Source organism: Pseudomonas sp. PVC-5-1 (assembly GCF_057444345.1).
In genome coordinates this window covers 5,389,147-5,406,095 of the sequence record NZ_CM172024.1, presented here as the reverse complement: position 1 = coordinate 5,406,095, position 16,949 = coordinate 5,389,147, and the positions used below count along the sequence as shown (strand labels likewise).

The 16,949-nt window shown below is 63.6% G+C and carries 19 protein-coding genes; 6 read left to right on the top strand and 13 right to left on the bottom strand.

From position 1 onward, the window contains the following. The first annotated feature begins 11 nt into the window (after nucleotides 1-11). On the top strand, nucleotides 12-206 hold the full coding sequence (locus AC2T3R_RS24650) for a hypothetical protein (protein WP_252361428.1): 195 nt from the start codon (nucleotides 12-14) through the stop codon (nucleotides 204-206). A gap of 42 nt (nucleotides 207-248) precedes the next feature. On the opposite strand, the gene AC2T3R_RS24645 is transcribed toward AC2T3R_RS24650, so the two are convergent. From AC2T3R_RS24645 to AC2T3R_RS24605, 9 genes are all read right to left on the bottom strand, one after another. After that, entirely contained in the window at nucleotides 249-575 is a 327-nt protein-coding gene (locus AC2T3R_RS24645) for a DUF3392 domain-containing protein (RefSeq protein WP_003257821.1), read from the bottom strand. Between the two features lie 9 nt (nucleotides 576-584). Then, the gene (gene hemW / locus AC2T3R_RS24640) at nucleotides 585-1,760 is read right to left on the bottom strand and encodes a radical SAM family heme chaperone HemW (protein ID WP_085587715.1); all 1,176 of its coding nucleotides are present in this window, start codon (nucleotides 1,758-1,760) and stop codon (nucleotides 585-587) included. Beyond that, on the bottom strand, nucleotides 1,757-2,353 hold the full coding sequence (gene rdgB / locus AC2T3R_RS24635) for an RdgB/HAM1 family non-canonical purine NTP pyrophosphatase (RefSeq protein WP_003257822.1): 597 nt from the start codon (nucleotides 2,351-2,353) through the stop codon (nucleotides 1,757-1,759). The genes hemW and rdgB overlap by 4 nt, the downstream gene beginning before the upstream one ends. Then, nucleotides 2,350-2,784, bottom strand: a complete 435-nt coding sequence (locus AC2T3R_RS24630; protein WP_013974622.1) for a DUF4426 domain-containing protein — start codon at nucleotides 2,782-2,784, stop codon at nucleotides 2,350-2,352. The genes rdgB and AC2T3R_RS24630 overlap by 4 nt, the downstream gene beginning before the upstream one ends. Before the next feature lie 22 nt (nucleotides 2,785-2,806). Then, complete coding sequence (metW, locus tag AC2T3R_RS24625) at nucleotides 2,807-3,427, bottom strand: methionine biosynthesis protein MetW (protein WP_015272149.1); 621 nt, start codon at nucleotides 3,425-3,427, stop codon at nucleotides 2,807-2,809. A gap of 7 nt (nucleotides 3,428-3,434) precedes the next feature. After that, the gene (gene metX / locus AC2T3R_RS24620) at nucleotides 3,435-4,574 is read right to left on the bottom strand and encodes a homoserine O-succinyltransferase MetX (protein ID WP_013974620.1); all 1,140 of its coding nucleotides are present in this window, start codon (nucleotides 4,572-4,574) and stop codon (nucleotides 3,435-3,437) included. Nucleotides 4,575-4,673: 99 nt separating this feature from the next. Further along, nucleotides 4,674-5,264 carry a YggT family protein gene (locus AC2T3R_RS24615; protein WP_013974619.1) on the bottom strand — a complete coding sequence of 197 codons (591 nt, stop codon included), beginning with the start codon at nucleotides 5,262-5,264 and terminating at the stop codon, nucleotides 4,674-4,676. 10 nt (nucleotides 5,265-5,274) lie between these two features. Next, nucleotides 5,275-6,093 carry a pyrroline-5-carboxylate reductase gene (proC, locus tag AC2T3R_RS24610; protein WP_039612533.1) on the bottom strand — a complete coding sequence of 273 codons (819 nt, stop codon included), beginning with the start codon at nucleotides 6,091-6,093 and terminating at the stop codon, nucleotides 5,275-5,277. Nucleotides 6,094-6,131: 38 nt separating this feature from the next. Then, nucleotides 6,132-6,818, bottom strand: a complete 687-nt coding sequence (locus tag AC2T3R_RS24605) for a YggS family pyridoxal phosphate-dependent enzyme (RefSeq protein ID WP_013974617.1) — start codon at nucleotides 6,816-6,818, stop codon at nucleotides 6,132-6,134. 65 nt (nucleotides 6,819-6,883) lie between these two features. Between AC2T3R_RS24605 and AC2T3R_RS24600 the strand changes: the two genes are divergently transcribed. Next, a complete protein-coding gene (locus AC2T3R_RS24600; protein ID WP_486744383.1) occupies nucleotides 6,884-7,882 on the top strand; it encodes a type IV pilus twitching motility protein PilT in 999 nt (332 codons plus the stop codon). A 127-nt stretch (nucleotides 7,883-8,009) separates the two neighbouring features. Here AC2T3R_RS24600 and AC2T3R_RS24595 read toward each other — a convergent pair whose 3' ends face one another. Then, a complete protein-coding gene (locus AC2T3R_RS24595; RefSeq protein WP_013974615.1) occupies nucleotides 8,010-8,645 on the bottom strand; it encodes a C40 family peptidase in 636 nt (211 codons plus the stop codon). 166 nt (nucleotides 8,646-8,811) lie between these two features. Between AC2T3R_RS24595 and AC2T3R_RS24590 the strand changes: the two genes are divergently transcribed. Continuing rightward, the gene (locus AC2T3R_RS24590) at nucleotides 8,812-9,231 is read left to right on the top strand and encodes an NINE protein (RefSeq protein ID WP_013974614.1); all 420 of its coding nucleotides are present in this window, start codon (nucleotides 8,812-8,814) and stop codon (nucleotides 9,229-9,231) included. Nucleotides 9,232-9,377: 146 nt separating this feature from the next. Here the strand turns inward: AC2T3R_RS24590 and AC2T3R_RS24585 are convergent, their stop codons facing one another. The 3 genes from AC2T3R_RS24585 to AC2T3R_RS24575 form a co-directional block, all read right to left on the bottom strand. Further along, entirely contained in the window at nucleotides 9,378-10,076 is a 699-nt protein-coding gene (locus tag AC2T3R_RS24585) for an SPOR domain-containing protein (protein WP_003257831.1), read from the bottom strand. A gap of 1 nt (nucleotide 10,077) precedes the next feature. Further along, nucleotides 10,078-11,814, bottom strand: coding sequence for an arginine--tRNA ligase (gene argS, locus AC2T3R_RS24580; RefSeq protein WP_013974613.1), 1,737 nt, complete (start codon nucleotides 11,812-11,814; stop codon nucleotides 10,078-10,080). Between the two features lie 218 nt (nucleotides 11,815-12,032). After that, nucleotides 12,033-14,252 (bottom strand): primosomal protein N', encoded by a 2,220-nt coding sequence (locus AC2T3R_RS24575; protein ID WP_039612529.1) that lies wholly within the window; start codon nucleotides 14,250-14,252, stop codon nucleotides 12,033-12,035. 167 nt (nucleotides 14,253-14,419) lie between these two features. On the opposite strand from AC2T3R_RS24575, the gene rpmE reads away from it, so the two are divergent. The 3 genes from rpmE to AC2T3R_RS24560 all read left to right on the top strand — a co-directional run bounded on the left by rpmE (nucleotide 14,420) and on the right by AC2T3R_RS24560 (nucleotide 16,905). Further along, the gene (rpmE, locus tag AC2T3R_RS24570) at nucleotides 14,420-14,635 is read left to right on the top strand and encodes a 50S ribosomal protein L31 (RefSeq protein ID WP_003257833.1); all 216 of its coding nucleotides are present in this window, start codon (nucleotides 14,420-14,422) and stop codon (nucleotides 14,633-14,635) included. A gap of 2 nt (nucleotides 14,636-14,637) precedes the next feature. Continuing rightward, nucleotides 14,638-15,459 (top strand): thermonuclease family protein, encoded by an 822-nt coding sequence (locus tag AC2T3R_RS24565; RefSeq protein ID WP_486744382.1) that lies wholly within the window; start codon nucleotides 14,638-14,640, stop codon nucleotides 15,457-15,459. Between the two features lie 177 nt (nucleotides 15,460-15,636). Beyond that, the gene (locus AC2T3R_RS24560; protein WP_024087853.1) at nucleotides 15,637-16,905 is read left to right on the top strand and encodes a malic enzyme-like NAD(P)-binding protein; all 1,269 of its coding nucleotides are present in this window, start codon (nucleotides 15,637-15,639) and stop codon (nucleotides 16,903-16,905) included. Nucleotides 16,906-16,949: the final 44 nt, after the last annotated feature.

The following is a 16,949-nucleotide window of genomic DNA, read 5'->3' as shown; positions in this document are numbered from 1 at the left end:
TCGATATGCCGATGCCTGCAGAAATGCAGGCGAAAAAAAACCGCCTTGAGAAGGGCGGTTTTTTTATGACTGTGCTCAAGACCGTTCGGGACTTTGTGGGAGCGGGCGTGCCCGCGAAACAGGCGACGCGGTGGATGGCACCGGCTTTGCCGGTGTTCGCGGGCATGCCCGCTCCCACAGTGACCGCATGCGCATTTAAATTTTGAGCAAGACAGTTGCTCCTGCAAGGGGCAGTGCAAGGCCGTGGCTCAGCCCCGTCGATCAGCCACCACCCCGATCAGCACCAGTACCACCAGCAACACCGGCGCCAGCGCGTAGTTGTTGAACTGGCTCAGCCCTTTCACCACCCAAGGCGTGGCATAGATCAGCGCCGCACCGCTGCCGATCATCACCAGCAAGGCCATGAACGGTACGCGCAGGGCGCCCGCCAGGCCGCCCAGGCGTTGTTCCACCCAGCCCTTGATATCGGTGCCGAACAGCACCAGCAGGCAGCCTACCAAGGCCAGTGAAATCTCCGACAGGTTGCTGCGGCTCCAGCGAGAAACCGTCGCGAGCAGATCAAGTACCAGATCCATGGGTCATCCTTAGGTCAAGAAATACTGCAGCAGGTCATTGAGGAACAACTGGCCCCTCGGTGTGGCCACCAGTCGATCCGGTTCGACCTGCAAAAGGCCCTTTTGTTCGGCCGCGCGGCGTGCCTCGCGCAGTTGTGCCAGCGGCAAACCGGTGCGTTGGGTGAACAGTTCGGCTTCCACCCCATCGGTCAGGCGCAGGGCGTTCATCAGGAACTCGAACGGCAGCTCGTCGACTGGCAGCAGCTTTTCGCCGGCCTTGAACGGCTTGGCCAGGTTCAGGTAGTCCTTGGGCAGGCGGGTCTTCCAGGTGCGCAGGATGCGCCCGTCGGCGAAGGTCAGCTTGCCGTGGGCACCAGCGCCGATGCCGATGAAGTCGCCAAAGCGCCAGTAGTTGAGGTTGTGCCGGGCAGCGCGCCCCGCTTGGGCATAGGCCGAGACTTCGTACTGGCGGAAGCCGTGTTCGGCCATCAGTGCCTGGCCGGCCTCCTGGATATCCCAGAGGATGTCGTCCTCGGGCAACTCGGGTGGCTGGTTCCAGAACACCGTGTTCGGCTCCACGGTCAGCTGGTACCACGACAGGTGCGTCGGCCCCAGGTCGATGGCCTGGCGCAGGTCGCCCAGCGCGTCGTCGAGCGACTGGTCGGGCAGGCCGTGCATCAGGTCCATGTTGAAGTTGTCGAAGCCGGCGGCGCGCGCCATGCCGGCGGCGCGGACCGCTTCATCGCCATTGTGGATACGCCCCAGCGCCTGCAGTTTGGCTGGCTGGAAGCTCTGCACACCGATGGACAGGCGATTGATACCGGTTTGCCGGTAGGCCTTGAACTTGTCCTGCTCGAACGTGCCCGGGTTGGCCTCCAGGGTGATTTCGATGTCCGGCGCAAACGGGATACGTTGTTCCACGCCACGCAGCAGCCGGCCAAGGGCGTCGGCACTGAACAGGCTGGGGGTACCGCCGCCGAAGAAGATCGAGCTGATCGGCCGGCCTTGCACGGCAGCCAGCTCCTGGTCGAGGTCGGTCAGCAGGGCGGCGACGTAGGCATCTTCCGGCAGTTCAGGCCCGGCGGCGTGGGAGTTGAAGTCGCAGTAAGGGCATTTGCGTACGCACCACGGGATGTGGATGTACAGCGCCAGCGGCGGCAGGCTGGTGAAACCCGCCGCGCCGGGGTTGGACAGCGTTTCGATCATGCCAGGCCCAGACGTTGGCGCAGCAGGGCCATGGCGCGGGCGCGGTGGCTGAGCTGGTTCTTGTCCACAGGGGCCAGGTCGGCGCTGGAGCAGCTGCGCTCCGGTACCCAGAACAGCGGGTCGTAGCCAAAGCCGTGCTCGCCACTGGCCTCGAACATGATGCGCCCGTGCCACAGGCCTTCGCACAGGATCGGCAGCGGGTCGTCAGCATGGCGCACCAGTGCCAGGACGCAGACGAACTGTGCACCGCGCTCGGCTTCAGGCACGTCTTTCAGTGCTTCGAGCAGCTTGGCATTGTTCGCAGCGTCACCTTTGCCGTCGGCATAGCGCGCCGAGTAGATGCCCGGCGCGCCGCCGAGGAAGTCCACCGCCAGGCCCGAGTCGTCGGCCAGGGCCGGCAGGCCGGAAATGCGTGCGGCGTTGCGCGCCTTGAGGATCGCGTTCTCGACGAACGACAGGCCGGTTTCTTCCGGCTCGACCTGGCTGAACTCACCGATCGAGCGCAGTTGCACGGACGCGCCGAGCATGGCCTGGAGTTCTTTGAGTTTGCCGGCGTTGTGGCTGGCCAATACGAGTTGCTGGAAATTCATCATTCGCCTGGGAACACTTCCTGGTTGAAACTGAGGGAGTTGCTGATGCCGCCGGTTTCGATATTCAGGTCGAAGGTGACGGTTTCTGGCTGGTCGATCTTGAACTGGGCAATGTAGTACACCGCGCCCTGTTCGGTGATCTGCTTGAACGACAGCGGGCTGCTGCGCCCGGTCAAGTCCTTGACCGTGCCGCTGACCACCGCCATGGCGGGCTTGTTGGCCTTGAGCACGGCGATGTTGAGTACGCCCTGGTTCTTGCTGCGTACCAGGCCGGTGGCTGCGGCCACCTCCGGTGTCAGCATGCTCGAGGTGAACGCGCTGTAGTGCACCGTCACGTCGCCAAACACTTCCTTGCGCTCGGGACGGGCAGCATCGGCAGCCAGTACCGGCAGGGCCAGGCACAGGCTGATCAGGAACAGGGCTAGGCGACGCATGGGGTGATTCCTCCGGTGGGCGTCAGACCGCGAGCTGATGTTCTTGCAGGCCCGGGCTGCTGACACGGTAGATGCCGATCTCACCTAGAAGATTAGGCCAAAGCCGGCCACCCCACCCGTTGCGGTGCAAGTGGTCGACCGCCAGGCGGTCTAGCACCTTGGCGCGGCGCTCGTGGCACAGCTCTTCGAAGTCGGCAAAGGTGCAGAAGTGGATGTTCGGCGTGTTGTACCAGGTGTACGGCATGAAGTCCGAAACCGGCATGCGGCCTTTGGTCGCCAGGTACCAGCGGCAACGCCAGTGGCCGAAGTTGGGGAAGGTGATGATGCACTGGCGGCCCACGCGCAGCATCTCGTCGAGGATGCGGTCGGGGTACTCCACGGCCTGCAGGGCCTGGGTCATGATCACCACGTCGAAACTGTTGCTGGCGAAGTTGCCCAGGCCCTTGTCCAGGTCCTGCTCGATGACGTTGACGCCCTTGGCCACACAGGCCGCGATGTTGTCGGCGTCGATCTCCAGGCCATAGCCGGTGACCTGCTTGCGGTCGCGCAGCGAGGCCAGCAGTTCGCCGCTGCCGCAACCCAGGTCGAGTACCCGGCTGCCGGCGGGGATCCAGTCGTGGATGATTTCCAGATCGGCTCTCATGCTGTCCTCAGATGGCAATGCGGTTCATGTAGTTCGAGAAACCCTGCATGTAGCGAGGCGTGGGGATCAGGAAGGCATCGTGCCCGTAAGGCGAGTCGATCTCCAGGTAGCAGACATTCTTGCGCGCGGCCATCAGGGCGTCGACGATCTCGCGCGAACGGGCCGGGGAGAAGCGCCAGTCGGTGGTGAACGACATGATGCAGTAATCCGCCTTGACGTGGGCCAGGGTGGCTGCCAGGTCGCCGCCCTGGGCGGCGGCGGGGTCGAAGTAGTCCAGCGCCTTGGTCATCAGCAGGTAGGTGTTGGCGTCGAAGCGCCCGGAAAACTCCTCGCCCTGGTAGCGCAGGTAGCTCTCGACCTGGAATTCGACGCTGTGGAAGTCGTAGTTGAGCTTGTCGCTCTTCAGCTCGCGGCCGAATTTTTCACCCATCGAGTCATCCGACAGGTAGGTGATGTGGCCGACCATGCGCGCCAGCATCAGGCCACGCTTGGGGATCACGCCCTGGTCCTGGAACGAACCGCCGTGGAATTCGGGGTCGGTGAGGATGGCCTGGCGTGCCACTTCATTGAAAGCGATGTTCTGTGCCGACAGCTTGGGAGCCGAGGCGATGTCGACGCAATGGCGCACACGCTCGGGGTAGCTGATGGTCCACTGCAGCGCCTGCATGCCACCCAGGCTGCCACCGACCACGGCGGCCCACTGCTGGATGCCCAGGCGCTCGGCCAGGCGCACCTGGCTGTGCACCCAGTCTTCCACGGTCAGCACCGGGAAGTCAGCGCCGTAGGGCTTGCCGGTGGCCGGGTTGATGCTGCTGGGGCCGGTGCTGCCGTTGCAGCCGCCCAGGTTGTTCAGGCTGACCACGAAGAAGCGGTTGGTGTCGATCGGCTTGCCAGGGCCGATACAGCTGTCCCACCAGCCCGGCTTGCGGTCGGTGGCGGCATGGTAGCCAGCGGCATGGTGGTGGCCGGAGAGGGCATGGCAGATCAGCACGGCGTTGCTTGCGCTGGCGTTCAGGGTGCCATAGGTCTCGTAGACCAGTTCGTAACTGGCCAGGGAGCGACCGCAGGCCAGGGCCAGCGGTTCATCGAACCGGGCGGTTTGCGGTACTACCAGACCGACGGAATCTTCGGGAAAGACAGTGGACATCGACCCTGCTCACGCTTGACGGAGGCGTAAGTCTAAAGAGCGCTACCCCCAGCGGCAAGCAGAGGCTTGTCGCTGGAAGCAACCAGAGTCAGCTGGGGCTCAGATCATCCGCCATAGCTCTTGTGGCATGCCGGCGTAGGCGGCCAGCGGCGGCATGACGAACGACTGGATTACCTGGATCGCGAGGAAGGCGAAGATCGGCGAGATGTCCATGCCGCCCAGGTTGGGCACGATGCGGCGGAACGGTGCCAGCACCGGTTCACTGATCTGGTAGGCCAGCTCAGCCGCCGGGTTGTGGCTGTTGGGAGCAACCCAGGACACGATCACCATGACGATCATCGCGACCCAGAAAATCTTCAGGAACAGCGAGGTGATACCGATGATGGCCCACATCAGCAGGTGCAGGATGTCACCGAAGGTGCCGTAGGTGACCATCAGCACGAAAGCCATCAGCAGCGCCTGGATGACCACCGACAACAGCAGCGACGAGGTATCCAGCCCACCAACGCTGGGGATGACTCGGCGAATCGGCTTGAGCAGCGGCTGTGTGGCGCGCACGGCGAACTGGCACAGCGGGTTGTAGAAGTTGGCCTTGACCAGCTGCAGGACAAAGCGCAGCAGGACGATCACCAGGTACAGGCTGACCAGGGTTTGCACCACGAAGATCGCGGCGCCGGACAGTGCATTCATCTGAAGCTCCTTATTTGCCCAGTTGTTCGGCCAGCTCGGCGGAACGTGTAGCCGCAGCCTGCAGCGCCTGTTCGACGATGGCTTCGAAGCCGCTGGCCTGGAACGACTTGATCGCCGCTTCGGTAGTGCCTGCAGGCGAGGTGACTCGGCGGCGCAGTTCGGCAGCATCGACATCGCTGGCAACCGCCATGCGTGCGGCGCCCAAGGCTGTCTGCAGGGTCAGCTGGGAGGCAGTTTCACGTGGCAGGCCAAGCTTTTCGCCTGCTGCGGTCATGGCTTCGATCAGCAGGAAGAAGTACGCCGGGCCGCTGCCGGAGACTGCCGTCACGGCGTCCAGTTGCTGCTCCTGCTCGAGCCACAGGGCGGTGCCCACGGCCGACAGCAGTTGCTCGGCCTGCTGGCGTTGTTCGCTGGATACTTCCGCGGTGGCGTACAGGCCGCTGACGCCCTGTCGCAGCAGTGCCGGGGTGTTGGGCATGCAGCGCACCACAGGGCGAGCGCCGACCCAGCTTTGCAGGCTGGCGCAGGTGATGCCAGCGGCAATGGAAACGATCAGCTGGCCTTCCTGCAGGTTCGGTTGCAGGGCCTGGCATACGGCTTTCATGACCTGCGGCTTGACCGCCAGCACGATGACGTCGGCGCCATCGATGGCCTGGGCGTTGTTCTCGAAGGTTTCGATGCCGTGCTCTGCCTGGATGCGGCTGCGGGTCTCGGCGCCCGGGTCGCTGGCGCGGATCTGCGAGGCGTCCAGGCCCTGGGCACGCAGACCACCGATCAGGCTGGCGGCCATGTTGCCGGCGCCGATAAAGGCAATACGAGTCTTGCTCATGTCAGGTCCTTGTAGGAAAGAGTGAGTAAAGCATGGAATCAGGGCTGCCCGTAATCGCGGGCACCGAACAGGGCGGTACCGATACGCACCCAGGTCGCACCCTGTGCAATAGCCGCTTCCAGATCGTGGCTCATGCCCATGGACAAGGTGTCCAGACCAAGGCCAAGGCCTTCCTGCAACTGGCGCAGGGTGGCGAAGGCGGCTTCCTGGGCGGCGCGGTCATCAGTGGGTTCGGGAATGGCCATCAGCCCGCGCAGGCGCAGGTTGGGCAGTGCGGCTACCGCTTTGGCCAGGGCCGGCAGGTCGGCAGGGGTGCAGCCGGATTTGCTGTCTTCGCCGCTGACGTTCACCTGCAGGCAGATGTTCAGTGGTGGCAGACCGGCCGGGCGCTGCTCCGAGAGGCGTTGGGCGATTTTCAGGCGGTCCACGGAATGTACCCAGTCGAAATGCTCGGCGATGGCTTTGGTCTTGTTCGACTGGATGGGGCCGATGAAGTGCCAGATCAAGGGCAGGTCGCCGAGTGCCTGCTGCTTTGTCAGCGCTTCCTGTAGGTAGTTTTCCCCGAAATCGCATACGCCGGCGGCGTGGATTTCGCGGATGGCGCTGGCTGGCTTGGTCTTGCTCACGGCCAGCAACTGGACGCTGGCCGGATCACGCCCGGCAGCCTGGGCAGCGCTGGCGATACGGGCGGAAATAGCGGAAAGGTTGTCTGCTAGGGTGGACATGGACTGATGCCGGCGGCTGGAGGGTTTGCGGCATTCTACCTACTTGAAGGCCTTTGGGGAGTCTCATGGATGTGACCGACCTGTTGGCCCGGGCCGTGGATGCGGGGGCTTCCGACCTGCATCTGGCGGCGGGCCAGTTACCGATGTTGCGCCTGGATGGCGAGCTGCAGCGCATGGCCCTGCCGACCTTGGGCCCGGCGACCTTGACCGAGGGCATGGCACCCATGCTGGATGAAGACCAGCGCCGACAGTGGGCCCAGGGTGATGAGCTGGACCTGGCGCTGGAATTGCCGGCGCTAGGGCGCTTTCGGCTGAATCTGTTTCGCCAGTTGCACGGCCCTGCGGCCACCTTTCGCCTGATCCCGGGGCATATCGCCACGCTCGATGAACTCGACCTGGGCGATGTGTTTCAAGCTGTTGCGCAGTGCCGAGATGGCTTGATCCTCGTCGGTGGGCCGACCGGCAGTGGCAAGTCCAGCACCTTGGCGGCACTGCTCGACCAGCTGAACCGCGATCGTGCTCTGCATATCATCACCCTTGAGGACCCTGTCGAAGTTATCCACAGCAGCCAGCGCAGCCTGGTCAACCAGCGTGAGGTCGGCCGCCATTGCGGTGGGTTTGCCCAGGGGCTGCGCAGTGCCCTGCGCCAGGACCCGGATGTGATCATGATCGGTGAGCTGCGCGACCTGGAAACCATTCGCCTGGCCTTGCGTGCGGCTGAGACCGGGCACCTGATACTGGCGACCGTGCATACCCGTTCGGCGGTGAGCAGTGTTGACCGGTTGGTGGAGGTGTTCGCTGCCGAAGAGAAGCCGTTGGTGCGGGCGATGCTGGCCGAGTCGTTGCGCCTGGTGGTAGCGCAGGTGCTGGTCAGGCGCGCGGGCGGAGGGCGGGTTGCTGCGCGGGAAGTGCTGGTGGTGACGCCAGCGGTGCGTAACCTGGTTCGGGAAGGGCGGATGGCGCAGTTATGTTCGGTGATGCAGGCGGGTGGTGCGGACGGGATGCGGACGATGGAGGGGGCGATGCGAGGGTTGAAGGAGAGGGGGCTGATCAGCGATCTATAGTGCCTGTGCTGGCCCTTTCGCGGGTAAACCCGCTCCCACATGGATAACACAGCCTTCGAATGCTGTGGTGTACCTGTGGGAGCGGGCGTGCCCGCGAAGAGGCCGATACAGGAGAGCGCCGATCAGATCAGCGCTTGGCCAGGCTCAGTTGCTGCTGTTCTTTCGGCAGCACTCGCTTGGCCACCACGTAATGCTTCTGCCAGTAAGGCTTGCTCAGGGTGTCGATGCTTACCCGCTTGCCACGGCGTGGAGCATGGATGAAGCGGTCGTTGCCCAGGTAGATGGCAACGTGGTTCACCCGACGGCTCTTGATGTTGAAGAAGATCAGGTCACCTGGCTTCAGGTCACCCTTGGCTACCTTGACGCCGTGGCCCTGGGCCATGGCATTGGAGGTGCGCGGCAGGTCGACGTCGGCGACGTCGTTGAAGGCGTATTTGACCAGCCCGCTGCAGTCGAAGCCTTTCTTCGGGCTGCTGCCGCCCCAGACATAAGGGGTGCCCAGCACATTCACCGCACGGCTGAGCACATCGCTGCTCTGCTTCGGCGACATGGCAGCGACCGGCACACCGGGCACGCCGCGGCTGTTGGCGGCATTGCTTGGACGGGTGCGCATTGCGGTCTGCTTGACCGGTGCATGTTTTACCGAGGCATTGGTGGTGTAGCCGGTAAAACCATTGGGAAGACGTTGCTCACGATTGGTGGCGTGGGCGGCCAGGGGCAATAATAGGCAGAGGGTCAGCCATGTCTTGAGTAAAGGCGGCATAGATGAAGCTCTTATGAATAGTTATGTGTTGGGCGCGCAACTTTATAACAGCTTTTTGATCAATCTTTGATCCGTTGGTCGATTGTCCAGGTGCCGTACGTCGGCCTGCGACAAGAAAGTCACATTTTTTCTTAGAAAATTTTCGGATAACCCACGGGGGCTATGAATGAACAGTTATCAACAGGGGGCGCCGTTTCACGACACCCACAGCAAGACCATTGGCTACCTGCTATGGATTTTCGGCTTTACCGGGTCGCATCGTTTCTATTACGGCAAGCCCGTAACCGGCACCATCTGGTTCTTCACCCTGGGCCTGCTGGGCATCGGCTGGTTGATCGACCTGTTCCTGATCCCGTCCATGGACCGTGAAGCCGACCTCCGGTTCCAGTCCGGGCGCATTGACTACAACATCGCCTGGATCCTGCTGACCTTCCTCGGGGTGTTTGGTCTACACCGGCTGTATCAGGGCAAGTGGATCACCGCGATCATCTACTTCTTTACCGGCGGGCTGTTTCTGGTGGGGGTGCTCTATGACTTCTGGACGCTGAACAGCCAGGTTTCCGAGCGGAATGCGGGGCGGGGTTGAGTTCACATGGGGGCTGCTTTGCAGCCCTATCGCGACACAAGGCCGCTCCTAAAGGGGTCGCGTAAACCCGACTTTCAGGTTTACCCGCACATTGTAGGAGCGGCCTTGTGTCGCGATAGGGGCGCAAAGCGCCCCCCGAATGCAGGTTACTGACGGGTCTGCCGCTGTTGCAGCAGCAGGTTGCTGAAACCTGCCCCGGCCAACTGCTTCTGCGCCCCGGTCAGCTGCTCGCGGTTGCTGAACGGGCCCACTAGCACGCGGTACCAGGTTTCGTCCTTGACCGTGCCCGACTCTACCTTTACCGACTGCCCCAGCAGGATGATCTGCGCGCGCACCTTGTCGGCATCGGCCTGCTTGCGGAACGAGCCGGCCTGCAGGAAGAACTGGGTGGTCGCCGCCGGCTTGATGACTGGCGGTGCTGGTGGCGGTGTCTGGCCCATCAATGCTGCCTGGGCTCGCGCCGTGTCGATCTTTGCCGCTTCGGCTGGCGTCACCGGGGTCACCGGCTGGGCCGGGACGGGAGGCGTCTTCTCTGGCACGGCCTCCGGCGGCACGATCACCTCGGACTCCGGCAGCAGCGTGTAGAAGTCGTACTTCGGCTTCACAGGCTGCTGCGGAGTGGGCTGCGCCGACTTGCCGGCTTCGGCCACCTTGTCCGCTTTCTGCTGCTCCGGCTTGGTGCGCTTGATGTCTTCGCCACCAGGCTCGAGCTTCATCAGGAACACAATGAACGCGCCTACGGTCAGGCCGACCGCCAGCCATACCCAACCGGGAATCGGCTGCTTGGCCGGCGCCGTCTGGCGGCTGGCGCCGCGTTTGGGTGCAGGTTTTTTCTTGGCAGCCAACTTACATGCGCTCCAGGGTTTCCAGGCCGAGCAGTTCCAGACCTTGCTTGAGGGTGCGGCCGGTCAGGGCCGCCAGGCGCAGGCGGCTCTGCTGCTGCTGCGGGGTTTCGGCGGCAAGAATCGGGCAGTTCTCGTAGAAGCTGGAGAACAGGCCGGCCAGGTCGTACAGGTAGCTGCACAGCACGTGCGGCGTGCCCTTGTCGGCGACGTTGTTGAGGATTTCGCCAAACTGCGCCAGGCGCGCGGCCAGGTCCTGCTCGTGGGCAGCCTGCAGCACAATGTTGCCATCGACTTCATCGAAGCCTTTGCCCAGTTTGCGGAATACGCCGGCCACGCGGGTGTAGGCGTACAGCAGGTAAGGCGCGGTGTTGCCTTCGAAGTTGAGCATCAGCTCGAAGTTGAAGCTGTAGTCGCTGGTGCGGTGCTTGGACAGGTCGGCGTACTTCACAGCGCCGATGCCAACCACTTCACCGATGTGGCGCAGTTCTTCGTCGGCCAGGCTCGGGTTCTTTTCCTTGACCAGCGCGTAGGCGCGTTCCTTGGCCTCGGTGAGCAGGTCGATCAGCTTCACGGTACCGCCGTCACGGGTCTTGAACGGGCGGCCATCGGCACCGTTCATGGTGCCGAAGCCCATGTGCTCCATCTGCATCGGGTGGCCCACGAAGCCTGCGCGGCGTGCAACTTCGAACACCTGGTTGAAGTGCAGGGCCTGGCGCTGGTCGACGAAGTACAGGGCGCGGTCCGCCTTGAGCACGTTGCTGCGGTAGCGCACGGCGGCCAGGTCGGTGGTGGCGTACAGGTAGCCGCCGTCGGCCTTCTGCACGATCACCGGCAGTGGCTCGCCTTCGCTGTTCTTGAACTCGTCGAGGAACACGCACTGGGCGCCCTGGTCTTCGACCAGCAGCCCCTTGGCCTTGAGGTCGGCGACCACGTTGGCCAGGTCGTCGTTGTAGGCGCTTTCACCCATCACGTCGGCCATGGTCAGCTTCACGTTGAGCAGCTCGTAGGTCTTCTGGCAGTGCGACAGCGAAATGTCCTTGAAGCGCGTCCACAGGGCCATGCAGTCCGGGTCGCCGGCCTGCAGCTTGACCACCAGGCCACGGGCACGGGTGGCGAACTCTTCGGATTCGTCGAAGCGCTTCTTGGCGGCGCGGTAGAAGTTTTCCAGGTCCGACAGCTCGTCGCTGGTGATCGGGTTTTCTTCCAGGTAGGCCAGCAGCATGCCGAACTGGGTGCCCCAGTCGCCCACGTGGTTCTGGCGGATCACGTCATCGCCGAGGAACTCCAGCACGCGCGCCACGCTGTCACCGATGATGGTCGAACGCAGGTGGCCGACGTGCATCTCCTTGGCCAGGTTGGGTGCCGACATGTCGATCACAACCTTTTGCGCAGGGCCGGCCTTGCGCGCGCCCAAGTGGGCGTCGGCCAGTGCGGCATCCAGGCGGTTGGCCAGGGCGTCGGTGTTCTGGAAAAAGTTGAGGAAGCCGGGGCCGGCGATCTCGACCTTGCTGATGTCGGCGCTGGCCGGCAGGGCATTGATCAGTTTCTCGGCCAGGTCGCGCGGCTTCATGCCGGCTGGCTTGGCCAGCATCATGGCGATGTTGCTGGCGAAGTCGCCGTGGGTCTTGTCCCGGGCGTTTTCCACCTGGATCGCCGGCGACAGCCCTTCAGGCAGCACACCGTCGGTGACGAGTTGGGTGAGGGCTTGCTGGATCAGCTGGCGAATGGTGTCTTTCATGGGGATCTCTTTTCGACCGCAAGCGCGGTGGAGCGCTTGGATGCGCAGGTGGAAAAACTGGGCATTATCCGTGGCTGGGGGCGGGTTGCCAACCTTTGGGGTGCAACCATCAAGGGTTCCATGTTGTGTTCGAGGGCCTCATCGCCGGCAAGCCAGTTCCCACAGAAGAGTGCGCGCAACCTGTGGGAGCTGGCTTGCCGGCGATGAGGCCGGTCGATTCAGTACAGGTCTACCGGGTCGACATCCAGCGACCACCGCACCTGGCGCCCGCTCGGCATCTGCTCCAACACTAGCAACCAGGCGCTGATCAGTCGATGCAAAGGCGCCCGCGTATTGGCCTGTATCAACAGTTGTGCGCGGAAGCGCCCGGCGCGGCGCTCCATCGGTGCTGGCACCGGCCCCAGCAGCTCGATGCCGGGCAGGCGCTGTTCGGCCACCAGGCGCTCGGCGGCGGCGCAGGCCTCGTCGAGGAAACCTTCGGCCTGCCCGGGCTTGTGCGCTTCGGCGCGTAGCAGCGCCAGGTGCGAGTAAGGTGGCAGCCCGGCGGCGCGGCGTTCGTCCAGGGCCTGCTCGGCAAAGGCGAAGTAGCCCTGCTCGGTAAGCTGCACCAGCAGTGGATGGTCGGCCAGGTGGGTCTGGATGATGACCTTGCCGGGCTCTTCGGCCCGCCCGGCCCGCCCGGCGACCTGCACGATCAACTGTGCCATGCGTTCGCTGGCACGGAAGTCGCCGGAGAACAGCCCGCCATCGGCATCGAGGATGGCCACCAGGGTCACCCGCGGGAAGTGATGGCCCTTGGCGAGCATCTGGGTGCCGACGAGGATGCTCGGCTGGCCGCGCTGGATGGTGCTGAACAGGTTGTGCATGGCGTCCTTGCGCGCGGTGCTGTCGCGGTCCACACGCAGGATCGGGTAATCCGGGAACAGCACTTTCAGGCGCTCCTCGGCACGCTCGGTGCCGGCGCCGACCGGGCGCAGGTCAACATGGTTGCACTGCGGGCACTGCTGCGGCAGGCGCTCGTCATAGCCGCAATGGTGGCAGCGCAGCACGCCGGAGCGCTGGTGCACGGTCATGCGTGCATCGCAGCGCGGGCATTCGGACAGCCAGCCACAATCGTGGCACAGCAAGGTCGGGGCGAAACCGCGGCGATTGAGAAATACCAGCACTTGCTGGCCTGCCTCCAGGGTTTGGCGGATGGCCTGCTGCAGTGGGCCGCTGATACCGCTGTCCAGCGGCAGGCTCTTCACATCCAGGCGCAGCATGCGTGGCGGGCGGGCACCGCCGGCGCGCTGGTTCATGCGCAGCAGGCGGTAGCGACCGGTCAGGGCGTTGTGCAGGGTTTCCAGCGATGGCGTGGCGGAACCGAGCAGGATCGGGACGTTTTCCTGGTGGGCGCGCACCAGAGCCAGGTCGCGGGCGTGGTAGCGCAGGCCTTCCTGCTGTTTATAGGAGCCGTCGTGCTCCTCGTCGATGATGATCAGGCCGGGGTTCTTCATCGGCGTGAACAGTGCCGAGCGGGTGCCGATGATGATGTCGGCCTCGCCGTCCCGGGCTGCCAGCCAGGCATCCAGGCGTTCGCGGTCGTTCACCGCCGAATGCAGCAGGGCGATGCGGGCGTTGAAGCGCTGCTCGAAGCGGGCCAGGGTCTGCGGGCCGAGGTTGATCTCCGGGATCAGCACCAGGGCCTGCTTGCCGGCTTCCAGTGTTTCGCGGATCAGTTGCAGGTACACCTCGGTCTTGCCGCTGCCGGTGACACCGGCCAGCAGGAAGGCGCCAAAGCCGCCAAAGCCTTCGCGCACGGCGTCGAATGCATCGCGTTGCTCTTCGTTGAGCGGTAGTTCCGGCTGTGCCAGCCAGTGTTCGTGGCGCAGTGCCGGCAGATGGCGGCGGACCTCGATCTGCACCAGGTCCTTGGCCAGCAGCAGGTCCAGGCTGTCCTTGTTCAGATTGAGCTTGGCCAGCAGGCTGTGGGCCACGCCATGCGGGTGCTGGGCCAGGGTCTTGAGGGCATCGCGCTGGCGCGGAGCGCGGGCGATGCGCGGGTCTTCCAGGCGGGCGCCGGGGGCGACGTGCCAGAAGCGCTCCTGGCGCATTTCGGCAGGTTCGCCCTGGCGCAGCAGGGTCGGCAAGGCCCAGCTCAGCGTGTCCCCCAGACTGTGCTGGTAGTACTGGGCGGTCCACAAGCACAACTTGAACAGCGACGGCGGGATCGGTGATACCGGGTCGAGCAGGGCGCTGGCCGGCTTGAGCTTGTCGGCGGGCACTTCGCTTTGCTCGCACACCTCCACCAGCACCCCGATCATTTCGCGGCGGCCGAATGGCACGCGAATGCGCATGCCCGGAGTCAAGGCCTGGCGCGCCATGCTTGCCGGCGCCTTGTAGTCGAACAGGCGACGCAGCGGGGAGGGCAGGGCAAGGCGCAGGATGACGTCGGACACGCGGAAAGTCTCGGAGGGCGTTTCAAAGACTGGCGAGCCTAGCAGACGACGGTCGGTGCAAGCGACAACTTGCGTTGGCGTGATGCTCTGGTATTATTCGCCGCCTAATTACGTGCGGTATTCAACAATTGGTGTTGGGTGGCGGCACGCAGCTCGAGGAAGTGACCATGAAAGCAGATATTCATCCGAACTACGAAGTAGTTGCAGTCACCTGCAGCTGCGGCAACAAGTTTGAAACCCGTTCGACCCTGGGCAGCACCCTGGCGATCGACGTTTGCAACCTGTGCCACCCGTTCTACACCGGTAAGCAGAAAGTCCTGGACACCGGTGGTCGCGTACAGAAGTTCGCCGATCGCTTCGGTATGTTCGGTACCAAGAAGTAATCATGCGCATGGCGAACCCCTCGGGTTTCGCATTGCTGCAAAAAAAGGCGCCCCTTGTGGGCGCCTTTTTTATGGGCGTCATCTGGCATTTCCCGGCCCTGGCGTTCTGCCCGTTACCAGGCAGCCCTCAGGAGGTGGCGGTGCGCCAGGTGGTCGATGGCGATACCTTGCGCCTGGTCGATGGCCGCAGCGTGCGATTGATCGGCATCAATGCCCCGGAAATCGGCCGTAACGGGCGCACCAGCGAGCCCTATGCCGAGGCCGCCAGGCAGCGTTTGCAGGCCTTGGTCAAGGCCAGCGATGGGCGTGTCGGGCTGGAGCCGGGCGTCGAGTCCAAGGACAAATACGGTCGCACGCTGGCGCATATCTACGACCGCAATGGCGACAATATCGAAGCACAGCTGCTCAGCGAGGGCTTGGGCTATCGCGTTGCGGTTGCCCCCAATGTACGCCTCAGCGCTTGCCAGCAGCTTGCCGAGCAGGCTGCGCGCAAGGCTGGCTCCGGGCTGTGGCGCCGTTCGCCGGTGGTGCGTGCCGGGGATGTCCGGCAGTCGGGTTTCGCGGTCATTGCGGGCCGCATCGAAGGCGTGGAGCGCAACCGTGGCGGGGTCTGGCTGAACCTGGACGGTGCGGTGGTGCTGCAGGTTCCCGCTCGTCTACAACGCAACTTCCCCGCCAGCTTCTTCGATAACCTCAAGGGACGCCGAGTCGAGGCGCGTGGCTGGGTGCTGGATCGTTCCCGCAAGGGCGGCCTCAAGCCCGGGCAGCGACGTTGGCTGTTGCCGTTGACCGATCCGAGCATGTTGGAGCGCATTTCAGGCTAAAAGATGTAGACATTTCGCTATTAGATTGTACACACTGTTAGGCGTATGCCCCGTGGGTTATAGCGTAAAGTCGTAGGCTAAAGGCCTTGACACAAGTGACCGACCAGTCTTGTGGCTCCCCGGCTCTTTGCGTATCCTCGGCGGTCCGTCAGAACAGTAAATAGCGGAATGCCCACCATGTCAGACCTGAAAACCGCCGCTCTCGAATATCACGCTCAACCTCGTCCGGGGAAACTGAGCGTCGAACTCTCCAAGCCCACAGCCACCGCCCGTGACCTCGCCCTGGCCTACAGCCCAGGTGTTGCTGAGCCCGTGCGTGAAATCGGCCGTGATCCAGAGCTGGCTTACAAATACACCGGCAAAGGCAACCTGGTTGCGGTGATTTCCGATGGCACCGCCATCCTCGGTCTGGGTGACCTCGGCCCACTGGCTTCCAAGCCGGTCATGGAAGGCAAGGGTGTTCTGTTCAAGCGTTTCGCCGGTATCGACGTGTTCGACATCGAAGTGGAATCGGAAAGCCCGCAGGCGTTCATCGACACCGTTCGCCGCATCTCGATCACCTTCGGTGGCATCAACCTCGAAGACATCAAGGCGCCTGAGTGCTTTGAAATCGAGCGCACCCTGATCGAACAGTGCGACATCCCGGTATTCCACGATGACCAGCACGGTACCGCCATCGTGACCGCGGCCGGCATGATCAACGCCCTGGAAATCGCCGGCAAGAAGCTGGAAGACGCCAAGATCGTCTGCCTGGGTGCCGGCGCTGCCGCCATCTCCTGCATGAAGCTGCTGGTAAGCATGGGTGCCAAGGTCGAAAACATTTACATGATCGACCGCAGCGGCGTGATCCACGCTGGCCGTGACGATCTGAACCAGTACAAGGCGCAGTTCGCCCACGCCACCGACAAGCGCACCCTGGCTGACGCCCTCGACGGTGCCGACGTGTTCGTAGGCCTGTCCGGCCCGAACCTGCTGAGCGCCGAAGGCCTGAAGTCGATGGCTGCCAACCCGATCGTGTTCGCCTGCTCGAACCCGGACCCGGAAATCTCGCCAGAGCTGGCGCACGCCACTCGCAGCGACGTGATCATGGCTACCGGTCGTTCCGACTACCCGAACCAGGTCAACAACGTACTGGGCTTCCCGTTCATCTTCCGTGGTGCCCTGGACGTTCGCGCCAAGCGCATCAACGAAGAAATGAAAATCGCCGCCGCCATCGCCCTGAAAGATCTGGCCAAGCTGCCAGTGCCGAAGGAAGTGTGCGACGCCTACGGCGTACAGGCTCTGGAATTTGGTCGTGAGTACATCATTCCGAAGCCGTTGGACGCACGCCTGATCACCGTCGTTTCCGACGCTGTGGCCAAGGCCGCCATCGAATCCGGCGTGGCAACCCTGCCGTATCCGAAGCACTACCCGCTGACTAGCGTGGATGACGTGTTCAAAGGCTGATTGCTGCCTGGCGACACAAAAAAGCCCCGGCTCGTATGAGCCGG